Source organism: Pirellulales bacterium, assembly GCA_035939775.1.
In the GTDB taxonomy this organism is placed as follows: domain Bacteria; phylum Planctomycetota; class Planctomycetia; order Pirellulales; family DATAWG01; genus DASZFO01.
In genome coordinates this window covers 1-21,283 of the sequence record DASZFO010000288.1, presented here as the reverse complement: position 1 = coordinate 21,283, position 21,283 = coordinate 1, and the positions used below count along the sequence as shown (strand labels likewise).

The 21,283-nt window shown below is 61.8% G+C and carries 18 protein-coding genes; 14 read left to right on the top strand and 4 right to left on the bottom strand.

Annotated features, from left to right (window positions below; genetic code table 11):
* The 12 genes from VGY55_17845 to VGY55_17790 form a co-directional block, all read left to right on the top strand.
* A partial coding sequence (locus VGY55_17845; protein ID HEV2971842.1) for a molybdopterin cofactor-binding domain-containing protein occupies nt 1-1,725 on the top strand: 1,725 nt, incomplete at its 5' end.
* 69 nt (nt 1,726-1,794) lie between these two features.
* Nucleotides 1,795-2,907, top strand: a complete 1,113-nt coding sequence (locus tag VGY55_17840) for an XdhC family protein (GenBank protein ID HEV2971841.1) — start codon at nt 1,795-1,797, stop codon at nt 2,905-2,907.
* Nucleotides 2,897-3,679 (top strand): nucleotidyltransferase family protein, encoded by a 783-nt coding sequence (locus tag VGY55_17835; GenBank protein HEV2971840.1) that lies wholly within the window; start codon nt 2,897-2,899, stop codon nt 3,677-3,679. Before VGY55_17840 ends, VGY55_17835 begins: the two co-directional genes overlap by 11 nt.
* A gap of 78 nt (nt 3,680-3,757) precedes the next feature.
* Complete coding sequence (locus VGY55_17830) at nt 3,758-4,228, top strand: redoxin domain-containing protein (GenBank protein ID HEV2971839.1); 471 nt, start codon at nt 3,758-3,760, stop codon at nt 4,226-4,228.
* A 10-nt stretch (nt 4,229-4,238) separates the two neighbouring features.
* Entirely contained in the window at nt 4,239-4,763 is a 525-nt protein-coding gene (locus tag VGY55_17825) for a thioredoxin domain-containing protein (protein HEV2971838.1), read from the top strand.
* Nucleotides 4,764-4,789: 26 nt separating this feature from the next.
* Nucleotides 4,790-5,098, top strand: a complete 309-nt coding sequence (locus tag VGY55_17820) for a hypothetical protein (protein HEV2971837.1) — start codon at nt 4,790-4,792, stop codon at nt 5,096-5,098.
* An 11-nt stretch (nt 5,099-5,109) separates the two neighbouring features.
* Entirely contained in the window at nt 5,110-6,066 is a 957-nt protein-coding gene (locus VGY55_17815; GenBank protein HEV2971836.1) for a cyclic nucleotide-binding domain-containing protein, read from the top strand.
* Nucleotides 6,067-6,072: 6 nt separating this feature from the next.
* Entirely contained in the window at nt 6,073-6,753 is a 681-nt protein-coding gene (locus VGY55_17810) for an NAD(P)/FAD-dependent oxidoreductase (protein HEV2971835.1), read from the top strand.
* 26 nt (nt 6,754-6,779) lie between these two features.
* Nucleotides 6,780-8,453, top strand: coding sequence for a phosphoenolpyruvate--protein phosphotransferase (gene ptsP / locus VGY55_17805; GenBank protein HEV2971834.1), 1,674 nt, complete (start codon nt 6,780-6,782; stop codon nt 8,451-8,453).
* Between the two features lie 60 nt (nt 8,454-8,513).
* Entirely contained in the window at nt 8,514-9,392 is an 879-nt protein-coding gene (locus VGY55_17800) for an HAD family hydrolase (protein ID HEV2971833.1), read from the top strand.
* Nucleotides 9,393-9,620: 228 nt separating this feature from the next.
* Entirely contained in the window at nt 9,621-10,748 is a 1,128-nt protein-coding gene (locus VGY55_17795; GenBank protein HEV2971832.1) for a hypothetical protein, read from the top strand.
* Nucleotides 10,749-10,751: 3 nt separating this feature from the next.
* A complete protein-coding gene (locus VGY55_17790; protein ID HEV2971831.1) occupies nt 10,752-11,783 on the top strand; it encodes a PfkB family carbohydrate kinase in 1,032 nt (343 codons plus the stop codon).
* A 126-nt stretch (nt 11,784-11,909) separates the two neighbouring features.
* Here VGY55_17790 and VGY55_17785 read toward each other — a convergent pair whose 3' ends face one another.
* Complete coding sequence (locus tag VGY55_17785; GenBank protein ID HEV2971830.1) at nt 11,910-15,062, bottom strand: DUF6797 domain-containing protein; 3,153 nt, start codon at nt 15,060-15,062, stop codon at nt 11,910-11,912.
* Nucleotides 15,063-15,344: 282 nt separating this feature from the next.
* On the opposite strand from VGY55_17785, the gene VGY55_17780 reads away from it, so the two are divergent.
* Entirely contained in the window at nt 15,345-16,643 is a 1,299-nt protein-coding gene (locus VGY55_17780; protein HEV2971829.1) for an LEPR-XLL domain-containing protein, read from the top strand.
* Between the two features lie 185 nt (nt 16,644-16,828).
* Here the strand turns inward: VGY55_17780 and VGY55_17775 are convergent, their stop codons facing one another.
* Both VGY55_17775 and VGY55_17770 read right to left on the bottom strand, forming a co-directional pair.
* Nucleotides 16,829-18,193: a hypothetical protein gene (locus VGY55_17775; GenBank protein ID HEV2971828.1), complete on the bottom strand. Its 1,365-nt coding sequence runs from the start codon at nt 18,191-18,193 to the stop codon at nt 16,829-16,831.
* A 44-nt stretch (nt 18,194-18,237) separates the two neighbouring features.
* Nucleotides 18,238-18,987 (bottom strand): RraA family protein, encoded by a 750-nt coding sequence (locus VGY55_17770; protein HEV2971827.1) that lies wholly within the window; start codon nt 18,985-18,987, stop codon nt 18,238-18,240.
* 16 nt (nt 18,988-19,003) lie between these two features.
* On the opposite strand from VGY55_17770, the gene VGY55_17765 reads away from it, so the two are divergent.
* Entirely contained in the window at nt 19,004-20,323 is a 1,320-nt protein-coding gene (locus tag VGY55_17765; GenBank protein ID HEV2971826.1) for an MFS transporter, read from the top strand.
* Here VGY55_17765 and VGY55_17760 read toward each other — a convergent pair.
* The coding region (locus tag VGY55_17760) for an AMP-binding protein (GenBank protein ID HEV2971825.1) at nt 20,305-21,283 on the bottom strand (979 nt) is incomplete at its 5' end. The genes VGY55_17765 and VGY55_17760 overlap by 19 nt on opposite strands.

Below are 21,283 nucleotides of genomic sequence, written 5' to 3'. Positions count from 1 at the left end.
GCGCCGGTCAAGCTCGACCAAACCTACGTCACGCCGGCCGAGACGCACAACCCCATCGAGCTACAGGCGACGATCGCGATCTGGGATGGCTCTAAGTTGACGGTCTACGAGGAGTCGCAAGCGATCTTCAACCTCCAGGGCATACTGGCACAGATGTTCGGCTTGCCGAGGGAGAACGTTCGCGTCGTCACCAAGTTTGTCGGCTCGGGTTTCGGCAGCAAACTATGGCCATGGACGCATTGTCCACTCGCCGCCGCCGCGGCGCGGCAACTCGGCAAGCCGGTCAAGCTCGTCGTCAGCCGCAAGATGATGTTCCAGACGGTCGGTCATCGTCCGCGCACCCAGCAACGTGTGCGGCTGGGCGCTACACGCGAGGGCAAGCTCGTCTCGCTCCAGCACGATTACGTGTTCCACAAGTCGATTCTCGATGATTATCAGGAGAATTGCGGCGAGGCGACGGCGTTCCACTACAGCGTTTCCAACCTCCGCGTAGAGTTTGGCCGCGCCAAGCGGAACGTCGGCTCACCGACCGCCATGCGCGGCCCCGGCGCCGTGCCCGGACTGTACGCGACCGAGTCGGCGATGAACGAACTGGCCGACCGGCTCAAGATCGACCCCGTCCGGCTCCGCGTCCTCAACGAGCCGAAGATCGACGAGTCGTTGGGCATTCCGTTCTCGTCACGCCATTTGCTCGAGTGCTTCGAGCTTGGCGCGGAAAAGTTCGGTTGGTCGAAGCGCATCCCTGAAGTCGGCTCGATGAAGCGCGACGGCCTGACGCTCGGCTGGGGAATGGCCGGGTGCGCGTGGATCGCGGCGCGATTCCCCGCCGAGGCCGACGTCCAGCTTCGCGACGACGGCACGGCCCGCGTTGCGTGCGGCACGCAGGACATCGGCACCGGCACATACACGGTCCTCGCGCAGCTTGCCTCGGAAAAGACCGGCGTGCCGCTCGACAAGGTTGAAGTAGCGCTGGGCGATACGTCGCTTCCGGCGGGCCCGATCTCGGGCGGCTCGATGGTGACCGGGTCGGTGATTCCGGCCGTCTTTGCCGCGGCCGACAAGGCGATCGCGTCGCTGCTGAACATTGCAACCACAACACCGGGATCGCCGTTCGAGAAGCGCAATCCGGCCGATTTGGCCTTTGGAGGCGGCCGGGTTTACGTGAAGGCTGACGGTCCCGCCAAGGGCGTGTCGTTCGCGGATTTGCTTCGCCGCGCCAACTTGCGCCTGGTCACGGGCAGCGGCAAGTCTGAAGCATCATTCGGCAATCCAAAGCCGAAGTTCTCAACGCACTCATTCGGCTGTCACTTCGTCGAAGTCACATGGCAGCCGGAGATCGCCCGCTTGCGTGTCAGTCGGGTAGTGACGGTCATCGATGCGGGCCGCATTCTCAATCCGCTGGCAGGCCGCAACCAGATCGAGGGCGCCGTCGTGATGGGAATCGGCATGGCGCTGTTGGAGCACACGTCTTACGACCCGCAGAACGGCGCGCCGATCAACAGCAACCTGGCCGATTACATGGTGGCGGTCAACGCCGACGTGCCGCCGATCGACGTGCATTTCCTCGATTTCCCCGACAAAGAGATCAACGAGCTTGGCGCACGCGGCGTCGGCGAGATCGGCTTGGCTGGGATCGCCGCCGCGATCACGGCGGCGGTCCACCATGCCACCGGCGTGCGCGTGCGGGAACTGCCGGTGAAGATTGAGAATCTGTTGGGCGGCTAAGGACATCGATTATCTGCCGCCAGCCATGTTCTTTTTCCCGTGAGACCGACGACGATGATCCGCAACGAAATGAACGAAATGATTTCGCTGGCTGGGCGGCTGAACGCCGTCGCCGAGCCGGCTGTGTTGGCCACGTTGTTTGCGGCCAATGGCTCGACCTATCGGCCGCTGGGATCGATGATGCTTGCCGGTCCCTCGTCGGAATTCACGGCCGGCGGTGTGAGCGGCGGTTGCTTGGAGGAATACATCGCCCGTCGCGGTCGCGTGCTTACCGATCGAGAGCCGGCAGTCATGCTCAGCTTCGACGCTGATCCCCGGACTGATCGTGCCGACGTGCCGTCGCTGGGATGTGGAGGTTCGATCGAGGTGCTGGTCGAGCGCTTTACGCCGGAACACTTGGCGTTTCTCCGCCGGTTCGCCGCCGCCCATGACGCCGACCAGTCCTCGACCGCGGCCTGCGTGATCGACACATCGGCGTCGCCCGATATCTCGGTGCGACGGATGCTATGGGCCGACGGCGACGATCCGACGGATTTCGATCCGCAAATGGAGCGGCTGCGGGAGCGTGCGGTGCTTGCCGAGCGCAGCGTGCAGGGCTCGATTGGGTCGCACCTGAGAGCGCTAGTCCATTTTGTCCGTCCGCTGGTGCGGTTGGTAATTCTGGGCGCGGGCAACGACGCGCGACCGCTCTGCATGCTCGGCCGCTCGCTGGGCTGGCACGTCTGCGTCGCCGACCGTCGCGCACGCCTGGCGTCGCGCGCCCGATTCCCGGATGCCGATCAACTCGTAGCCTGCGACTGGTGGACCGCGCTGCGTTCGATCACGTTCACACCGCAAACAGCCATCGTGGTGATGACGCACAGTCTAGTGGACGACGCTGAAATCTTGCCGCTGTTGGCGGAGCAACCGGCGGCATACGTCGGCGTACTGGGGCCCGAACATCGCCGGCGCTGGCTGCTGGAGAGCGGCGAGGGCACCGTCTTGCCAGAGACGTTTGTCAATCGGCTCCGCGGGCCGGTCGGATTGGACTTGGGGGATCGGAGTCCGAGCGGGATCGCCGTGTCGATCGTTGCAGAAATTCTCGCCGAACTGAACGGCCACACGCCCGCGCCGTTGTTTCAGCCGGGCAGAGCGGAATCGGCGGCCGGGCCGTCGCGAGTTGCGGTGGCTAATGTCTATTGATGCCAATTCCGTGAATCCAGTGGTCGGTGACCCGGCATCCTCGATTTGCCCGAGTCCCGTCGGTCCTCCGGCATACCGGGTCTCAGAAAATCGGCTGCTGTTGGCCGTTCTGGCAGCCGGCGCATCGCGACGCCTGGGCCAGCCCAAACAATTAGTGGAGCTGGGGGGCGAGCCGCTGCTGCGGCGTCAATGTCGGATCGCGCTTGAGGCACAGGTTGGCCCCGTGGCGGTGATTTTGGGTTGCCAAGCCGCTGACTGCGCGGAGACCATCGTCGATCTGCCCGTCGTTCGGCACGTCAATCAGCGTTGGGCGGAAGGTTTGGGCGCATCAATCCGCCAGGCGGCAGAGGCTGCCGTTGCCGCGGATGCCACCGGACTCCTATTGCTGCACGTCGATCAATACCGGTTAACGGCCGAGGATTTGCATTTGCTGCACATCGCGTGGTTGGGTTCGCGCGGCTTGAGCGCGTGCGCCGCCGCGCACGGCAACGATTTCGGCCCGCCGGTTATCTTCCCGCGCCGTTGCTTTGCCGAATTGTTACAACTAGATGGCGATGCTGGTGCGCGTCGCGTGCTTGCCGCATTGCCGGCAGGCGCGCTGCGGCGGTTAAATATTCCCAACGCCGTCCACGATCTTGACTCGCCGGAGCAAATGGCGGCGTTGACTAAAAGCCTATCCGAGAACCGCCGGGGACTGTCCCCCTTTTGCGAAGTCCGCGGAGCAAAACGGGGACTGTCCCCTTTGCCCCGGCGGTTCTCGGATAGGCTCTAAGCGTCGCTAGCTCGCTCAAGGTTGTCGCTAGCTCGCTCAAGGTTGTTGCGTAGATGTTTTTTAGAAAAGGTGTGGAAGATGCCTCAACTATTGGAACCTGGGACGGTCGCTCCGGACTTTACTCTTCACGTCACGCCGGATCAAAAGCTGTCGCTCCGTGAATTGCGGGAGCGGCCGGTCATTCTCGCCTTTTATCCCGCCGACTGGAGTCCGGTATGCGGCGACCAAATGGCGCTCTACAACGAAGTGCTTCCGGAATTCCAGAGATACAGGGCTGAACTGCTGGGCATCTCGGTGGACGGGGCCTGGTGCCACGCGGCGTTCGCCGAACACCGACACTTGCATTTCCCGCTCCTCGCCGATTTCGAGCCTAAAGGCGAGGTCGCAAAGAAGTATGGCGCGTATCGGGACGACGATGGGTGTTGCGAGCGGGCCCTGTTCGTGATCGACGGCAAGGGAAAGATCGTCTGGAGTTACCTTTCTCCCGTCTCGATTAACCCGGGAGCCGACGGAATTCTTGAGGCGCTGGAAGGTCTATCAAAATCGTGAGGGAGTAATCATGGCGACTTTGAAGATACCCGTCACGTCCGCCGACCATATTCAGGGGGATGCTCACGCGCCTGCTATTCTCGTCGAATACGGCGACTACGAGTGTCCCCATTGCGGACATGCCTACCCCGTTGTCAAGAGAATACAGGAGCATTTTGGAAAGCGATTGAGCTTTGTGTTTCGGAATTTCCCTTTGAATGAGATTCACCCGAACGCGGAAGGCGCGGCGGAAGCGGCGGAATTCGCGGCGGCGCACGAGCGATTCTGGGCGATGCACGATGGCCTCTTCGAGAACCAGGATGTCTTAGGCCAGCCGCTTCTGCTCGAACTGGCCGGCCGGCTGGGATTGTCCGCGGAGGCTCTCGATCGCGCACTGGACGATGGCAAATACACCTTGCGCGTCAAAGACGACTTCAGCGGCGGCGTCCGCAGCGGCGTCAATGGCACACCGACGTTCTTCATCAACGGCCACCGCCACGACGGCTCGTTCGAATTTGCGGACCTTGTCGAAGCGATCGGAATTCGACTGCGGTAAGTCTCGGTCGCCAATGGCAGGGAGATGTGTCCAACGCTGCCGATCTGGATCGCCTCTTCGCACGATTCAAGCGGGAAAAGGGCAAGCTCGAAATTGCGTTCGCGAACGCAGGTGTGGCGAAGTTTGCCCCATTCGGTACGATAAGTGACGACAGCAGCTACATCGCGGCAACGGAATTGTTCGTGGATGATAGCGAGGACTCCCTGGCTTTCAGCGTCCTAGAGAATATCCGTCCGATGATTGAAACGGCTCCGCTCGAAAAGGCAGCCGAGGCCTACGCCTGCATGATGGATGGTAAAGCCCGCTTCCGCATGGTGCTGGTTACAGAGCAATAGAGGACGACGCCATGGCTCACAACGAAGACGTCGCGTTTCCCCAGCTTACCAGCACGGAACTGGCGCTGGTCAGGTCCATGGCAACCGCTCGCAATTACGCGGATGGCGAGACCATCTTTCGGGCAGGTCAAGCGGAAATCGGCTTGTACATCGTCGAATCCGGGCAGATCGAAATCCAAAATCCGACGGATGGCCACCGGGTCATCGTGGCTCACGAGCCCGGGCAGTTTTCCGGAGACATCGATCTTCTTACCGGTCGCCCGGTGATTGTGACTGCCGTGGCACGGGGCGAAACGCGTGTTCTGTGCATTCCCGGCAGCCACCTCAGGGCGTTGCTGAATCGTGTGCCGAGTTTTGGCGAGAAGCTGATCACCGCGTTCACGCGTCGGCGCGAGCTTTTGTCGCAGATGGGCACGCTTGGACTGCGAGTTGTCGGTCCGGGACGCTGCCGCGATACGAACACGGTCCGCGAGTTTCTCTATAAGAACTTCGTCCCTTTTACGTGGTTCGACTCGGAAACCGAGGAGGGCCAACGTGCGCTCACAGCGCTTGGCTCTCCACGAAAGACACCGGTCATCGAATGCGGGAACGGGCGAGTTCTCGTGAACCCTTCCTTGCAGGAGCTGGCCAGCGAGGCCGGGGTCTGGAGACATTGCCCTTCGCAGGAGTCCGATCTGGTGATTGTCGGCGCCGGTCCCGCGGGCATAGCCGCCGCCGTGTACGCATCATCGGAAGGTCTTTCCACCTTGATGCTCGACCGGCTCGGGCCTGGCGGTCAGGCCGGGGGCTCGTCGCGCATTGAAAACTTCATCGGCTTTCCGGCCGGACTGAGTGGCGCGGACTTAGCGACCCGAGGTGTTTTGCAAATGCTGAAGTTCGGTGCCCGGATTGTCGCGCCGGTCTCGGTTGAAAAACTGATTCCCGCGCGATCGGTCGAGGAGTTGCATGCGCTCAAGCTGGATTGCTGAGCGGAGATTCGCTGCCGGGTGCTGCTTCTCGCCCTGGGAGTTCGTTGGCGACGGTTGGAGGCCGCCGGCGCGGACCGATTTGCCGGCGCCGGCATCTATTACGCCTGCACAACGGTCGAGGCCGACCTCTACGACGGCGCCGACGTGGCCGTGGTCGGCGGCGGCAACTCGGCCGGACAGGCCGTCATGTTTCTAGCCGAGTGCTGTCCGTCGCGCAAGGTGCATTTGCTCGTCCGCCGCACGTTGGGCCCTGGCATGTCGGAATACTTGTCCGCGCGCATTCGAGCCACCGCCAACGTGCTGGTCCATGAACAGACCGAGATTGAAGCCATTCGGGGAAATCGTCGCATCGAGGCAATTGCTTTGAGGAATAACGCCACGCAAGCGCAACGCGAAGTGCCATGTTCGGCCGTGTTCGTCTTCATTGGCGCCGAGCCCGCGGCGGAGTGGCTGCCGGCTGAAATCGCTCGCGATGCCAATGGTTATCTATTGACCGGCACCGACGTCGTTCGTTCCGGATTATGGCCCCGCGGCGATCGCGACCCGTGCGCGCTGGAGACAACCGTGCCAGGCGTGTTGGCCGCCGGAGATATCCGCTCGGGGTCGACCAAACGCGTCGGCTTCGCGGTTGGCGACGGTTCGCTGGCGGTGACGTGCGCACACCGCTTGCTGTCGATCAGCCGCTGAGTATCGTGCAAAGGTTGGAGCGATTTATGGAAACGATGTTGGCGATGCCAATTGGCGCTACACAATCCGACGTGCGACTCTCGGGACGGAGCATCTCGCCAGGTTTGGGCATGGGACGGGCCTGGGTCGTCGGCGATGTGCTGAAGTGGAGCGGCCCGCTGGCGCCGATCGGTCAACAGGACGTGGACGGCGAGTTGGTCCGTCTAGCGAGGTCCGTGGACGAAACGCTGGCGGAACTCGAGCAATATGCACGGCGCATCGAAGCCGAATTCGATTCGGCGCTTGCCGGGATCTTTCGCGCGCATGGCGAGATGCTGCGCGAGCTGTTCGCGTCGGGCGAATTCGAACGCGAGATTAGGGCGTCGCTGTTGACCGCCGAAGCGGTCGTTCGCCGGGTATTGTTGCGGTGGTATCAGAAGTTCGAGGCGATTGAAAATCAAACATTGCGCCAGCGCGCCGATGATGTGTTGGATTTGGGCCGCAATCTCATTCGGCGACTTCGCGGTGAGCAGACCGCGGGCCTCAAAGCCATTCCAGAGCACAGCGTTCTGGTTGCCGAGCGGCTACTGCCGTCGGATGTCGTATTGCTGCCCAAGTCGAATGTGGCGGCGATGGTCGTCGAAACGCTGGGGCAAGGGTCGCACGCGGCGCTGCTGGCGCGTGAAAAGGGAGTCCCCACGATTACGGAGATTCCCGGTATTCTATCGCGGGTCAGTAGCGGCACGGAACTGCTCGTGGATGGCTTTCGAGGCACGCTGGTGATCGCGCCGAAGACCACGACAAGAGCCGACTTCCAGGAGCGAATGGAAAAATGGCGGGCGACCCTGGTGCGCTGCAAGGCGGCCTGTCGCGATCCGGCGCGAACCCTCGACGGCCAATTGATCAGCGTGGAAGCCAATATCGGCATCCAAGATGATGTTGAACTCGCGCTGGACAATGGCGCGGACGGCGTCGGCCTGTTGCGAATCGAGCAACTTTACTTTGCACGGCCAGCTCCGCCGACCGAAGATGAATTATCTCGCGAACTCGAAAGCTTGATCAAACCGCTGGGAAATCGGCCTACCACAATTCGCCTGCTCGACATCGGCGGCGACAAGCCGTTGCCGTATTTGGGCCTTTCTCAAGGCCCCAATCCCGTGTTGGGGCGCCGCGGCGTGCGATTGCTTCTGAATTACTCGCAACTGGTCCGCACTCAAATCGGAGCGATCTTGAAGCTGTCGGAGGAGCATTCGCTGCGAGTGCTGATTCCGATGGTCACTTTGGAAGACGATATTCGCCGAATGCGGGAAGCGTTCGATGCGATGATCCAAGAGCGAAAGGTCGCAAATCCGCCCGAGTTTGGCGCGATGGTCGAGACACCGGCCGCAGCGCTGGCGATTCCCGCTCTTTCGAAGCATGTCGACTTTTTCTGCATCGGCACGAACGACCTGACCCAATACACGTTGGCCGCCGCTCGCGACGACGCCTCGGTCAACGATTATTATCTGGATGACCACGAGTCCGTCATGCGACTGTTGAGCATCATCGTAAGCGAGGCCGCCGATCGGCCCCTAACGCTCTGCGGAGAACTGGCCGGCCGAGAGGCATCCGTGCCGCGCTTGCTGAAAATGGGATTTCGCGGGCTCAGCGTCGCTCCAACGGTGATTCCCGCCACGAAGGCGCTCATCCGCAAGCTCGATATTGGCGCCGCCAAAACCTGAGACGAGGGATTTATCTCGGAAGCAACGCCCTTTCGATTGAGGCTCGCAAGAATCCGCGCCATGAAGCCATCCAGCGACTCTGCCTCGCCGACCACCGATCGCCAGCGTTGGGCCGGCGTCGAATTCCGGGCCGATGTGCGCCCCCGTCCGCAAATCCGCCATGTGCTGTTCGACTTCGACGGCACTTTATCGCTCATCCGCCAAGGATGGCCCGACGTGATGACGCCGATGTTGATTGAGGCCTTGCCGCGGCGGCCGGGTGAGACCGAGGCGGAGCTGCGCAAACTGGTTACCGACGACATCGCGCGCCTTACCGGCAAACAGACCATCTATCAGATGATCCAACTGGCCGAACGCATCACTCAGCGCGGCGGCCAGCCGCGCGAGCCGTTGTGGTACAAGCATGAATACTTGCGGCGGCTCGAAGAGCGGATCGGCGGCCGGATCGCCGGCTTGCGCAGCGGCCGGATTCATCCCGACGAATTGCTGGTGCACCGGGCCCGACCGCTGTTGGAGCATCTCCGGCAGCGCGGCCTCCAACTCTATTTGGCCAGCGGCACCGACGAACCGGCCCTGCGCCAGGAGGCGGAGCTGTTGGATATCGCTCGGTATTTCGGGCCGCACGTCTACGGCGCGCAGGATGACTACCTTCAGTTCTCCAAGAAGATCGTCATCGACCGAATATTGCGGGAGCATGGAGTTTCGGGCCAGACGCTATTGGCGTTCGGCGACGGCTACGTGGAGATTGAGAATACGAAGCAGGTCGGCGGCCTCGCCGTGGCCGTGGCTTCCGACGAAGCCGACAACGGGTCCGGCCGCGTTGATCCTTGGAAGCGGCAGCGACTGCTGGAGGTCGCCGCCGACGTGGTGATTCCCGACTTCCGCGAGGCGGTGCCGCTAGTCGAGTTCTTGCTCAATGGAGATACTAACAGTAGTTAAGCACGCCTAACCAATCCGGCGGGGACTGTCCTCCTTTTGCGCAGTCCCCGGAGCAAAACGGGGACTGTCCCCTTCTCCCGGCTGTCCCCTTCTCCCAGCCGGATTTGTTAGGCGCTCAACGCACGGATCATCGCGGATCAAAAAGAGCCGACGGTTTTGATTCATCCGTCGCGCCGCGACGGATATCCGACATTCGTCATTTGGGCATTCGTCTTTCGAATCAACGCCATGACCGTCCAACCGCTCGACTTGGCGAAACTCAAAGTCTTTCCGCTTTCCGCGCGGCAAAGCCTCACCCGGGCCGACGATATCCTGCTCGATCCGGAGGCGCCGGCCGCCCATTGCTCCGAGGCGAACGCGGGTCTGATCGTCGATTGCGCTGCGAAGATTCGCGCCGCTCGCCGACGCGGCGCCGCCGTGATGCTCATTTACGGCGCCCACTTGTTGCGCAACGGCGCCGCTCGGATTCTCGACCGCATGATGGCGGGGGGGTGGCTCACGCATCTGGCGACCAACGGGGCCGGGACGATTCACGATTGGGAATATGCCTGGTTCGGCGCGTCGACCGAGAGCGTCGAGATGAACGTCGCCAGCGGAACCTTCGGCGCGTGGCACGAGACGGCCACGAACATCCATCTGGCTTTGATGACCGGAGCGCTCGACGGCCTGGGATACGGCCGAGCGCTGGGCCGCTTCATCGCCGAAAATGGCGCGACGATCGTGTCCGCCGACGCTCTGGCCGCAGCCATCGCCACTCAGCCCGATGATCGACTCACTGCGGCTCGGGCCGATCTCTTGAGGGCGATCCGCGAACAAGGCTGGTCGCCGGGCCGGGTCGTCGTCGAGCACCGTTGGCCCCACGCCTCGATCCTGGCCCAAGCCTACCGCCGCAACATTCCGGCCACCGTCCATCCGGGTATCGGCTACGACATCATTTCCAATCACCCGATCTTCAACGGCGCCGTCATCGGGAGGGCCGCCGAGTGGGATTTCAAGCTATTCGGCGGCTCGGTCGAAGGCCTCGATGGCGGCGTGGTCCTGTCCGTCGGTTCGGCCATCATGGGCCCGCAGGTCTTCGAGAAGAGCGTCAGTTGCGTCAACAACTTGCGCCTGCAAGCGGGCCGACCCGTCGTGCGCGACCACACGACCTACGTCGTGGATCTGCAACCCGCCGGGAACTGGGACTGGACGCGCGGCGAGCCCCCGAAAGACAATCCGGCCTATTATCTGCGGTTTTGCAAGAGCTTTTCCCGCATGGGAGGCGCAATGCACTACCTGCAATGCGACAACGCGGCATTCATTCACAACCTGCACCACGAACTGAACCGGCCGTCCGTTTCGGTTGGGCCAAGGTAACGCATGAACGCTGATCGGTTTTCCGCGATCACCGGGCAGTATCCGCGACTGCGCGTCGGCGTGGTCGGCGATTTTTGCCTCGATCGCTACCTGGAAATCGACCCGACGCGAACAGAAACGTCGATTGAGACTGGCTTGCCGGTTTATAACGTTGTGCGGGTTCGCGCGCAGCCGGGGGGCGCTGGCACGATCGTCAATAATCTGGTCGCATTGGGCATCGGTCAAATCTATCCTATCGGCTTCTGCGGCGAAGATGGAGAAGGATACGAGTTGCGGCGCGCGCTCTCGGCGTTGTGGGGAGTCGCGCTCGATCGCTTCATCACCACGCCCTTGCGACGAACGTTTGTCTACGGCAAGCCGCTGGTGATCGAGCCAGTCGGGCCGCCGCGCGAATTGAACCGGCTCGACGCGAAGAACTGGACTTCGACACCGGGCGAATTGCAAGACGATCTGGCCGCCCGCGTGCGAGATCTGGCGCCGCTCGTCGACGCAATGATCGTGCTCGACCAGGTGGACTCGCCGGAAACCGGCGCGGCGACGCGCCGCGTGGTCGCCGCCGTCCATAGCGTCTTGCGCGAGCGCCCGAACCTTGTCGTGCTGGCGGACTGCCGCCGCGGCCTGGCGGATTACCCGCCGCTGGGCTTCAAAATGAATGCCGCTGAGCTGGGTCGACTGTCCGGCGCAGAAGCAGCCGATCGCCACATCGTCGAACGCCTCACCGCCGAGCTGGCCACGCGGAACGCCCAGCCAGTATTCGTCACGCTCGCCGAGCAAGGCATCGTCGCAGCGCTGCCCAAGCACTTGGCGAAGCATGTCGCGGCCCATCCGGTGCGCGGCCCAATCGACATCGTTGGCGCCGGCGATGCGGTAACGGCCAATCTCGCGTCCGCGCTGGCCGCCGGCGCCGGTTTGATCGAGGCGATGGAGCTAGCGATGACCGCCGCCTCGATTGTGATTCACCAACTCGGCACGACCGGCGCGGCCACTGTGGCCCAATCGGCCGGTTTGCTATTCGGGGCGGATCCCACGCATTGAAATACAGTGCCGGTCACCGGAAGTCCGCCGTCCCGCAAGCCGACGGGCTACCCTTGCTTGCGCCATCCAAGGCACTCGCCGTGATCCGTCGCGGGAATGAACCGCGCGCCACCAGCGAAATCAACCCTATTCAACGATGAGTTCGCCATTCATCACCATCCAGTGTCCGGGAAACGTGCAGAGGTAGGGATAACGCCCCTTCTCTGCCGGCGCTTGGAAACAAATGGTGAATTGCTGCCCCGAGGGAACGATGTCGGTGTAGCAAATCACATCGTCGCTCTTGGGCACGTATTGCCGGAAAACCGCTTCGGGATCAGCGACCAACTTGTTCGTCAAATCGCCGATGCTGGCCAGTGTCCCCTTCTTGACCAACACCCAGTTATGCGGCACCACATCCGGATTGTGAAACGTAAGTTTCACGTTTTTGCCCGCTTTCGCGCGGAGCGTTCGGGTCGAAAACGTAAGATTACTTCCAGCCGAAAGGTCCAGCGGCGACGCGGCCGGAAGTGTCGTCCGCCATGGATTGGGGATTGCCTTTCTCAACAGCGTTAAATCCACGTGAAGCGGATGTGCGGCGATCATTTTTTTCGTCGGCTGGTAGCCGGGAAACTGCGTAAACGGTTTATCGAGTCGATGGACCGTGATCACGAGTTCTTGAGGCCGACCTTCGTCCACCTGCAAGAGCAGGTGCAATTGATTTACGGGCTGCAACGCTGGCAACTCGACAAAGATCGTCGACGCGTCGACCCGATGAACGCCCGCAATGGCCAGCGATTCATGCCCCACGGCGCCTGGATGGCAAGGCGCGAATTCCGGCGAGCCATAGCCGGGACTGTAGCGGTAGTTCCACACCTGGGCAAAATGGTTGGCAAGGTTGGCAATCGCCTTCGGCTCGACGGGCTGAGTGAACGAGACCAGCACGCCGTTCTCATATACGTGAAACGATCGCGGCAGTTGCACCGGGGCGCCCGTATAGCGAACTCGTTGGAAGCAGCCGTCGTCGGGAGTATAGGTTCCCCAGCCATTCAGTCCGGAAACATAGAGCTGACCATCCGTCGGATTGAAACGACCGCGATGTACGCCGGAACGGAAATCGCCGACCAGAGGGACAACCGCCCCCTGCGGCTGACCCGCGACTTCGTCGCGCAACAACAGGAAATGGCTTCCTTGGCCGAACGAGAAATGGACCATTTGCCCTTTCAACGGTCCCCAGCGGTCGTCGGGGACCGTCACCTGTCCACCGCTGCTGTTGTCGAGGCCGCGGGGCAAATAGGCGAACGGAAGCGCGGGCAGCTTGCCGTCTCGCGGGCCGCCGTAGCCGAAGTATGGCGCCGCGGCCGCGGGCGGATCGGGTTTTACCAGGCAAATCATCGAGGCCGGGGTCCATTCTCCTTCACTGCAAGGCAGCGTAACGGCCCCATCCGGGCAGAGCGCCACGCCGTCCGGATTTCGAAAGCCGGTCGCCAGCACCTCCACGGTCTGTCTGTCGGCCGAAATCCGAATCAGCCCCTGCCTCCCCGAGGCCGTGTAGAAACGCCCCTGTGGGTCGCGAGCCAAGCCGCAGGTAAAGTCATGTCCCGCGCTCGAAGTGATCATCTTATTCGAAAAGCATTCGTAAAAATCGGCCTCGCCGTCGCCGTTCAGGTCGTGCAGGCACGTAATCTGATCTCTCCCCAGCACATATACCTGGCCTTCCGCTACGACTAATCCCAGCGCCTGATGAAGGCCCGAGGCGAACCGGCGCCAGCGCACGTCCTTGAGTTCCGCGTCGAGGCCCGTCACTCGCCAAACATCGCCTTCCATGGTGCAGAGCAGCGCGGAACCATCGGGGAGAAAATCATGGTCGCCGAAGAACATCGGCGCTTTCCAAGGATTATCAAACGGCGGCCGAATCGTATCGACGGCGTAAGGGCGGCCAGCGCCGAGTTGCGCGGCCGTCTTGAGTTCCTGCGGCCATTGAGGCGCGCCACCATGCAGTATCTCGCGCAAGGGATGGTCGGCGACGGGCGCGACGATGCGTTCGAATTTGCCATCCTTCACCCATGGCGCATCGAGCAGTTCGACGTCGCCGATCCGATACGCGAATACGACTCGCAAGCCCGAGCGGTAGAAGCCGTGATAGACGAATGGCTTGTCGGGGCGCTTGCCTTCCGGCCGCGGCAAGATTTCACCATCGGGATGCAAGCCGTCGACAAACCCGTGTCGCACGGCGGAAAGTTTCAGGAAACCGCCTCGCCACAACGCCTCATAGGATAGTGTCTCGGGATTGAAGCAAGCCGCGAGTTCGCCATGCTGGCCCAAACGCACGCAGACCCCTTTGGGCACGTCGCCGTGGGGCCCGTGGAACACGCCGGAGAGCACGGTTCCCAGGTCGGTCAGACTCCAGCGACCATCTTTCCAAGTTTCCTCATTCTGGTTGCCCCAGTGTCCAAATTTGCCGCCATCCAGTTCGGGAAAAGCAGGCAACAGGCGTGGCCGGTTCGGTTGCCCGCGGAAGAACAAGGCTTCCTTGCGATAGAATTCGTACACGCGATCGCGATTGACGTGCTCTCGCCAGAGCGGCCAGTCCTCGGGAACCAAGGGTCCGCGTTCATAATTGAATTCGGCCGGCAGCGCTTCGGGGCGGACCTCGGCTTCCAGGCCGGGCGTGCGTCCCAACTCCATCAGAAACCGCGCGAGGTCGCACCGTTGGGCCGGTGACATGGCTGCCGCCGCGCCGTCGGGCATGAGTGTTCCGATCTCGCGTTGATCGGCGATTTCCGCCTTCGCGATGCGCCGCGTCTTCTCCGTCGCCGGGTCGAAAAGCTGAATTGCATCGGGTGTTTCGCCCCGTTTATAGCCTTGCAGCGACCGGCCATCGTCCAATGAAATCCGCCAGGACGAATACTCCGGTTTGACTTGCCGTTTCGGCCAGAGCACCGATTCGACGATTTCCTCGGGTTTCGCCCGGCGGCCAATGTCAGTGAGCGGGGGACCGACGGCGCCTCCGAACTTGTCGACACGATGACACGAAAGGCAACCGAACTTCGTCGAGCAGAAGACGTCCGCTCCCCGGTGAGCATCGCCCCGGCTCTTGGCCCCGTCCACAATTTCGGCAACCAGCTTGGCGTCGTAGTCCACCGGCAGGTTCGAAACGATGGGAACACCGCCCCCGCAATACTCCGATAGACCTTCCGGCCCAAAAAGCTTGTCCGCCGCGAGAGGCGCTGCCGTGATCTGCCGCGGCCGCGGTTCGTCGCCTAGCAGCACGGCCGCCGCCAGCAACAAGGCGAATAGCACTACCGCAGCGCCTCGTAAAACCAGAGATCGGGCAGTTGCCCCAACAATTCGAGCGATGAAAACAGCGATTCGAGATTGGCTCATGCCCGCCATCATACCCGACTGCTCTTACAATTCCCAATTCTTCAATCGTCGCGCGTAAGTTTCTACACGCGCTCGTGCAGGCATCTCGCGCTAAATCATTCCGTGTTCAACGGTAATGTTTTTCCGGGGCTATTTGGCTCGGAAACTGCATCAACGCGGGCCATCAACAGGTGGGCGATTCGACGCAGCGATTCTTTCATGAAATTCCGCATCGAACAACTCGAACCGCGGCTGATGCTCTCGCGGGCCACGCCGACGCTAACGACTTCCGCATTCTTCCGCGCCGGCAGTAGCGCCATCGTCGGCCATGCAATCCCTGAAGACACTGCCGTGCTCTCTGGCGGCAACAGGCCGACCGACGGGATCCTGTTCAAGCTCTACGCACCCAATGGAAACGTCGTGGATACAGAGTGGGTCAACGTCCGCGGCAATGGCGCCTATCATACGTCGAGCCTCGTCGTTGCGCAGCTAACCGGCGTCTACACCTGGCACGCGCGCTATTACGGCGACTGGCGAAACAACGCGGTCAACGACCAGGGAGGCTCGGCCGAGAGACTCGCGGTGCTGGCGGTTCCGCCGCCTCCCCCGCCGCCGCCAGTCGTTCCTCCATCGCTTCCCGTCGTCACCACGAAGCCGCACGGCTACCAGACCTTCTACACGACGGCGGCGCAGGATACGGCGCTCCCTTCGACGCAAGCCTACTACCGCTACGATTGGTCGCAGATCGAGCCGGCATTCGGCGTGTATGACTTTTCCGCGATTGAAGCCGACCTCGCCGCGGCGGAAGCCGCGGGCCAGCAGTTCAATTTCCGCATCATGCCCTACGAAGATGGCGGCGGCGGACCGGTTGCGCTCAAGAATGCCGGCCTGCCGGGCAGCACGTTCAGCTTCAACGGCGCGACGACCTTCCAGCCGGACCTCGATAGCGCGGCCGTGCAAGCCGACCTCGATAAGCTGCTCGCAGCGCTCGGCGCGCGCTTCGGCGCCAACACGGCCACGATCGACTTCGGCTGGTGGGGATCTTATGGCGAGTGGACGAACTGGGGCACGTCGCCGGCGCTCGCGCGTCCCTCGACGGCCGCGACCGAGTGGCTTATCTCCGAGACGGAAAAATACTTCCCGCACAGCTACTCGATCATCCAAGAGTCGCTCGCGACGGACGATCCGGCCGCATTCTCTTTTGCGATGACTGCCGGCTGCGGCGTGAGGTACGACGGCTGGGGCGACTGGAGCACCTACGGTCAGTGGAGCGACCAGAACAACGAATATCCAACCGCGATTGCCGCGAGCGGCGATCAATGGAAACGCGCGCCGATCATCCTCGAGCCGTGGGGCACGATGTCCTCATGGATCGGGACCGAGCCGTGGCAACAATCGTTCGATTGGGCGGTCAACACGGCGCATGCCTGGATGTTCTCGAACAAAAGTTCCGGGCCGATCCCGACCGTCATGCAATCCGACGTGAATCAACTTCTCTCCGCGGAATCGCTTTTATGATGAACCCAGGCGACGGAACGTTGCGGATTGTCGGGGGCAGTAGGCTAATCGCGAAATCGTCGCGGTTGCTGGCTTCCTAAAAGTTAGCCTAACGAACTCCCTGCAGACAGTTTCTGCCACTGGCAAATCCGAATGTTGCATCGATTAACTCTTGTTGAATTACCGCGTTTGAGCGGTGCGTCCGTTCACTGAACGGACCCAGGCCTCGACGGCCTGGAGGGAATCCCCGCTCCGTTAAGTTCCACGACGGTGTAGACATGCTTTTTTCCTGGGATTGCCGTCGTGTCGACGTATCGCATGGCCCGCTTGGCATCCTCTGGCGTATCGTGATACGACAGCCCTTGGAATAGCGGACGTCCAAACACGCCGTCACTCGGCGTTTTGGGCGGCAGCGTCGCCAGCCCCTTCCCGTCGCGCATCACGATGAACCCCCCGATTCCGCTCTCGAAATCGGCGTCGGCTTCCCAAACAATCTCGGATCCCTGATCTCCACTGGTCGTCACCTTCACGTTGAACGGAGCGGGCGGCGGCGTGAAATCGCTGACGGTCCCCGCCTTTACGTATTCCATCCACGCCTTGGCCACGGCCGCATTCGGGAGCCAGACGGCTTGTCTTGCATTTCCCTTGTACTCGGCGGCCGGCACCGCGACTTCACCAAATTCATCGGCGAGCCAGGCGGTGCTCATGTCCACCGGCATAAGGGCTTGGTTTCCGGCGCCCCGGTCCGGCAAACGCATGGCGAGACACGCATCGAAAAACGGAATCGCCAGATAGCGGGAATCGCCGCACTCGTGAACCGTGAGCGGATCGGGAGCGATTCCGATCGGCGCGCCATGGGCGCGATATTCTTCGAACGTGGCGGTCTCTCCGATCCATGAGCCGGCAAATGCGGGATGCCCCTTTTCCTTCCGGCCCGCGTTGGTCATCATCGGCACGGAGTAAGCGGCCTCGGGAACCTGATGGTCGGGCCATTCAGGATGGCGGGAGTGGAATTTGGTGACGCCGCCGGAGCGCACCCAGGCAGCGATGACCCGGTCGGGATGGAGAACGACCATGGTGCTAATCCACTGCGCCCCGCCGGAATGCCCCCACAAGCACCACGGCACTATGCCGATTTCCGGATGACCTGATCGGTCGCCCAGTGCCAGGAGCGCTTTGAGAAAAACTTTGTCCGAACCACGGCGCGGATCGTACCAGAGTTCGGCCTCTCCCGGCCCGATTTGGGTTCCTTCGTTCAAAACGTGATAGCTGGGACCGAGCAGCGCGCAATCCCATTTCTTGGCCAGCGCCTGCCAATGCAGGTCGTAGGCTGCGGTTGCGCCCGCCTTAGAGGCCGCAGTGCCGGCGCCGTGTTGGTGGACAATGACGCCGCGGATGGTTTTCACGCCATCCGGAATCCAGATCGTATACGTGACAGCGATCTGCAATTCGCCTTCGACCGTCGAGGCCGGATAGTCAACGCTCACATATTGCCCGGCTGCGCGAACCGTTCCATCAACTCCAACCGCAGACACCGCGATCAACGCCGGAATAATGGTTGGAAATCTCATGTTCTCTCAGATCTCTGTCGCCCGAGCGCGCGGCAACATCTGGCTTAACTCTTGAGTCCGAACTTTTCCCGTACCGCCGCGCGGTACGCTTCTCCAGCCCGGTCCATCGCATCGCAGATCTCCAACGGCGACTTCCCGGCGCCATCGCGCGCCGCCACGATCACCGTCTGGCATTCGTTAGCGTCCATGAAACGCGTCGCCTCCAGCAGACCCGCTTCATCGCCGAGCGGAACGGCGAGGAACCCGTGTTTATCGGCATGGATCAATTGTCCCGGCACGATGCGCCGCCCAAAAACCTCCACCTCCACGCCCCAGCGGATGGGACACGAATGGGCGCGACCGGGGCATAGTCCCCGCGCCAGCGCCTTGAACCCGGCCTGACCCATTTCGTCAACGTCGCGGATGCCCCCGTCAATGATGGTTCCGACGCAACCGACCGACCGATGAAAATTGCTCGTGACCTCGCCCCAAAACGCGCCGATCAACCGCGGCTTGTCGAGGTCTTGCACGACGACAATTTTTGGACCGGGCACCGAGGCCACGTAACGGCGATATTCACTCCACGCTCGGGGATTCCGCTGTTTGGGCGCCGGGTCGCTGGGCTGGATCACGACGGTTACCGCGTAACCCGCAATGGGCCCCAAAAACGGCATGTAGTCACGCACCGGTTCGAGGTTGATTGCCTCGCCTGCAATATCGCTTTGGTGGGTGATCTGCTCCCAACCATTGCAGACGGCGCCGGTGCTCCACCGCCGCAATTCATTGAGGTCGCCATCGGATAATCTAGGTTGCATTGATGTTTCCGTATTTATGATGATGATCGTGCCGCCAGACAATCATAACCGGGGGGACCGACTGACATTGATAAAATTCCTCAGTGACCGCAGGCGGTGGCTGATTGCCGGGCTGCTGTTCTTCATCTCGACAATCGCCTTTCTCGATCGACAGACACTTTCCGTCCTGGAAACAACTCTGGAGAAGCTTCTTCGTTTTTCCCCGACCGAGTATTCCTACATCGTCACCGGATTCCTGATTGCCACCGGGTTCGGTTATTTATTCGCGGGACGAATGATCGACCGATTCGGGGTGCGGACAAGTTTTGCGGTCGCGTTGACGGCGTGGTCGGTGGCAGCGGTCGCTCACTCCTTGGCAACCGGCTGGATTTCGTTGCTGGTCCTGCGGGTCGTGTTGGGGCTGGGCGAGAGTTTCTACACTCCGGCTGCCGCACGAGTATTGAGGGATTGGATTCCTCAGAGCGAACGCGGAGTTTGCTGGGCGGTGTTTTCCACCGGGAATTTCGTGGGCGCGATGATCGCGCCTCCGCTCGTTGCCTGGCTGGCGCTGAGCTACCATTGGCAAGTCAGCTTTATCGCCACCGGAACCTCGGGCTTTGTGCTTCTGGGCGCCTGGCTTTGGTTTTACCATTCTCCGGAGCGCCACCCCATGTTGTCCGCCACGGAGCGGATGGTGATTTTAAACGGCCGCGGATCAACCCCCGCCGCGCAGGAGAATATCCCAACCTTTCGCCTGCTGTGCCAGCCCGCGGTCGGAAGTTTCTTCTTCACCCGTTTCCTCACGGATCCGTTCACGTTCTTTTTCCTCTTCTGGCTTCCGGCCTATCTTCAGACCTCTCGCGGTTTCACCCTGGCGACGACCGGCATGATGGCCTGGATTCCATTTCTCGGGGCTGACCTCGGCGCATTAGCCGGCGGCGCGTTGTCCGACTTTCTAGTTCGGCGTGGAATGGATTCGCGTCATGCCCGCAGGCGCATCCTCCTGGTGGTGGCCTGTCTTACACCGCTGACGATCGTGGCCGTTCGAGCTGGCTCGGCCCCGTTTGCGGTTGGCTTGATCACGCTCGTCATGTTCCTGCAGGCCGCTTGGAACACTAACTTGACCACGCTCATCATCGAGTCCGCGCCGCCGCCGCAGGTCGCCCGTGTCGTGGCGTTGACTCTCATCGGCGGCGCCGTGGGGGGCAGCCTTGCAACGCTTCTGACCGGACACGTCATCAAGTCCTTCGGCTACATCCCGGTGTTTACGGCGCTTGGATTCACGCATCTGACGGCGTATGCGATTATGTCCATCGGCCTGCGAAGCAGTCAAACAAATCATGCGCGGGACCACTGATCGCGGAGCGTTCGCCGCATCACTTTGTTGGATGCAGTCCGCGGCAGGGCGTCCAGCAGGATAACGTCGTGGATTCGGAAGAGGGGATTCAACTCGCGCTTGATGACCTCTTGCATCGCCGTGATTAGCTCACCCTTGCTCAACGTCTGACCAGCGGAGCAGACAGCGTAGATGACCAGCCGGCTTGGGCCGCCGTCCGGAGCGACCGCGATGGCGGCCGTCTCAGTCACATGCGGAACGGATTGCAAAGCCCGTTCTATTTCGGCGGAACCGACTTTGATCCCGCCGAGATTCATCGTGTCGTCGGCCCGGCCATGTCCGCGCCAGAAACCGCCTGGCAATTCTTCAATCCGATCGCCATGCCGGCGAAGTAATTCGCCGCGCGGTCCGCGCGGCACGTCCGCAAAATAAACCTGGTGATGATCCTGGTTGAGGAGCATGGCAGAGAGGCCGATCGATGGGGGCACGATAAATAACTCGCCGTTTTTCGCCGGTTGCCCCTGCTCGTCGAGGATCACGAAATCCAGTCCGAGCGCGGGAGTGTTGAACGTGCCGGGCACGCAGGGCCGCGTGACGGTCCCTGTGATGTACCCGCCGCCGATTTCCGTGCCGCCGCAATACTCGATCACCGGCCGCCCGCCCGCTTGCGACATCAGCCATCGCATGTCGTCGGCATTGGAGCATTCGCCGGTCGAGCTAATCACTTTAATGGCGCTCCAGTCGAGGCCGGCCATGCAGCCGCTGTCGCGCCAGGTTCTGACCAGGCTCGGCACCACGCCAAACATCGTCGTGCCGGCATTCTGAACGAAAGTTCCGAACTCGCGTCCGGTCGGCGCCCCGTGATAGAGGCCCATCGAGGCTCGATTCAATAAACTGGCGAAGATTAACCACGGCCCCATCATCCAGCCGATATTCGTCGGCCAGACCAGCACATCACCCGGCTGAACATTCTGATGGAAG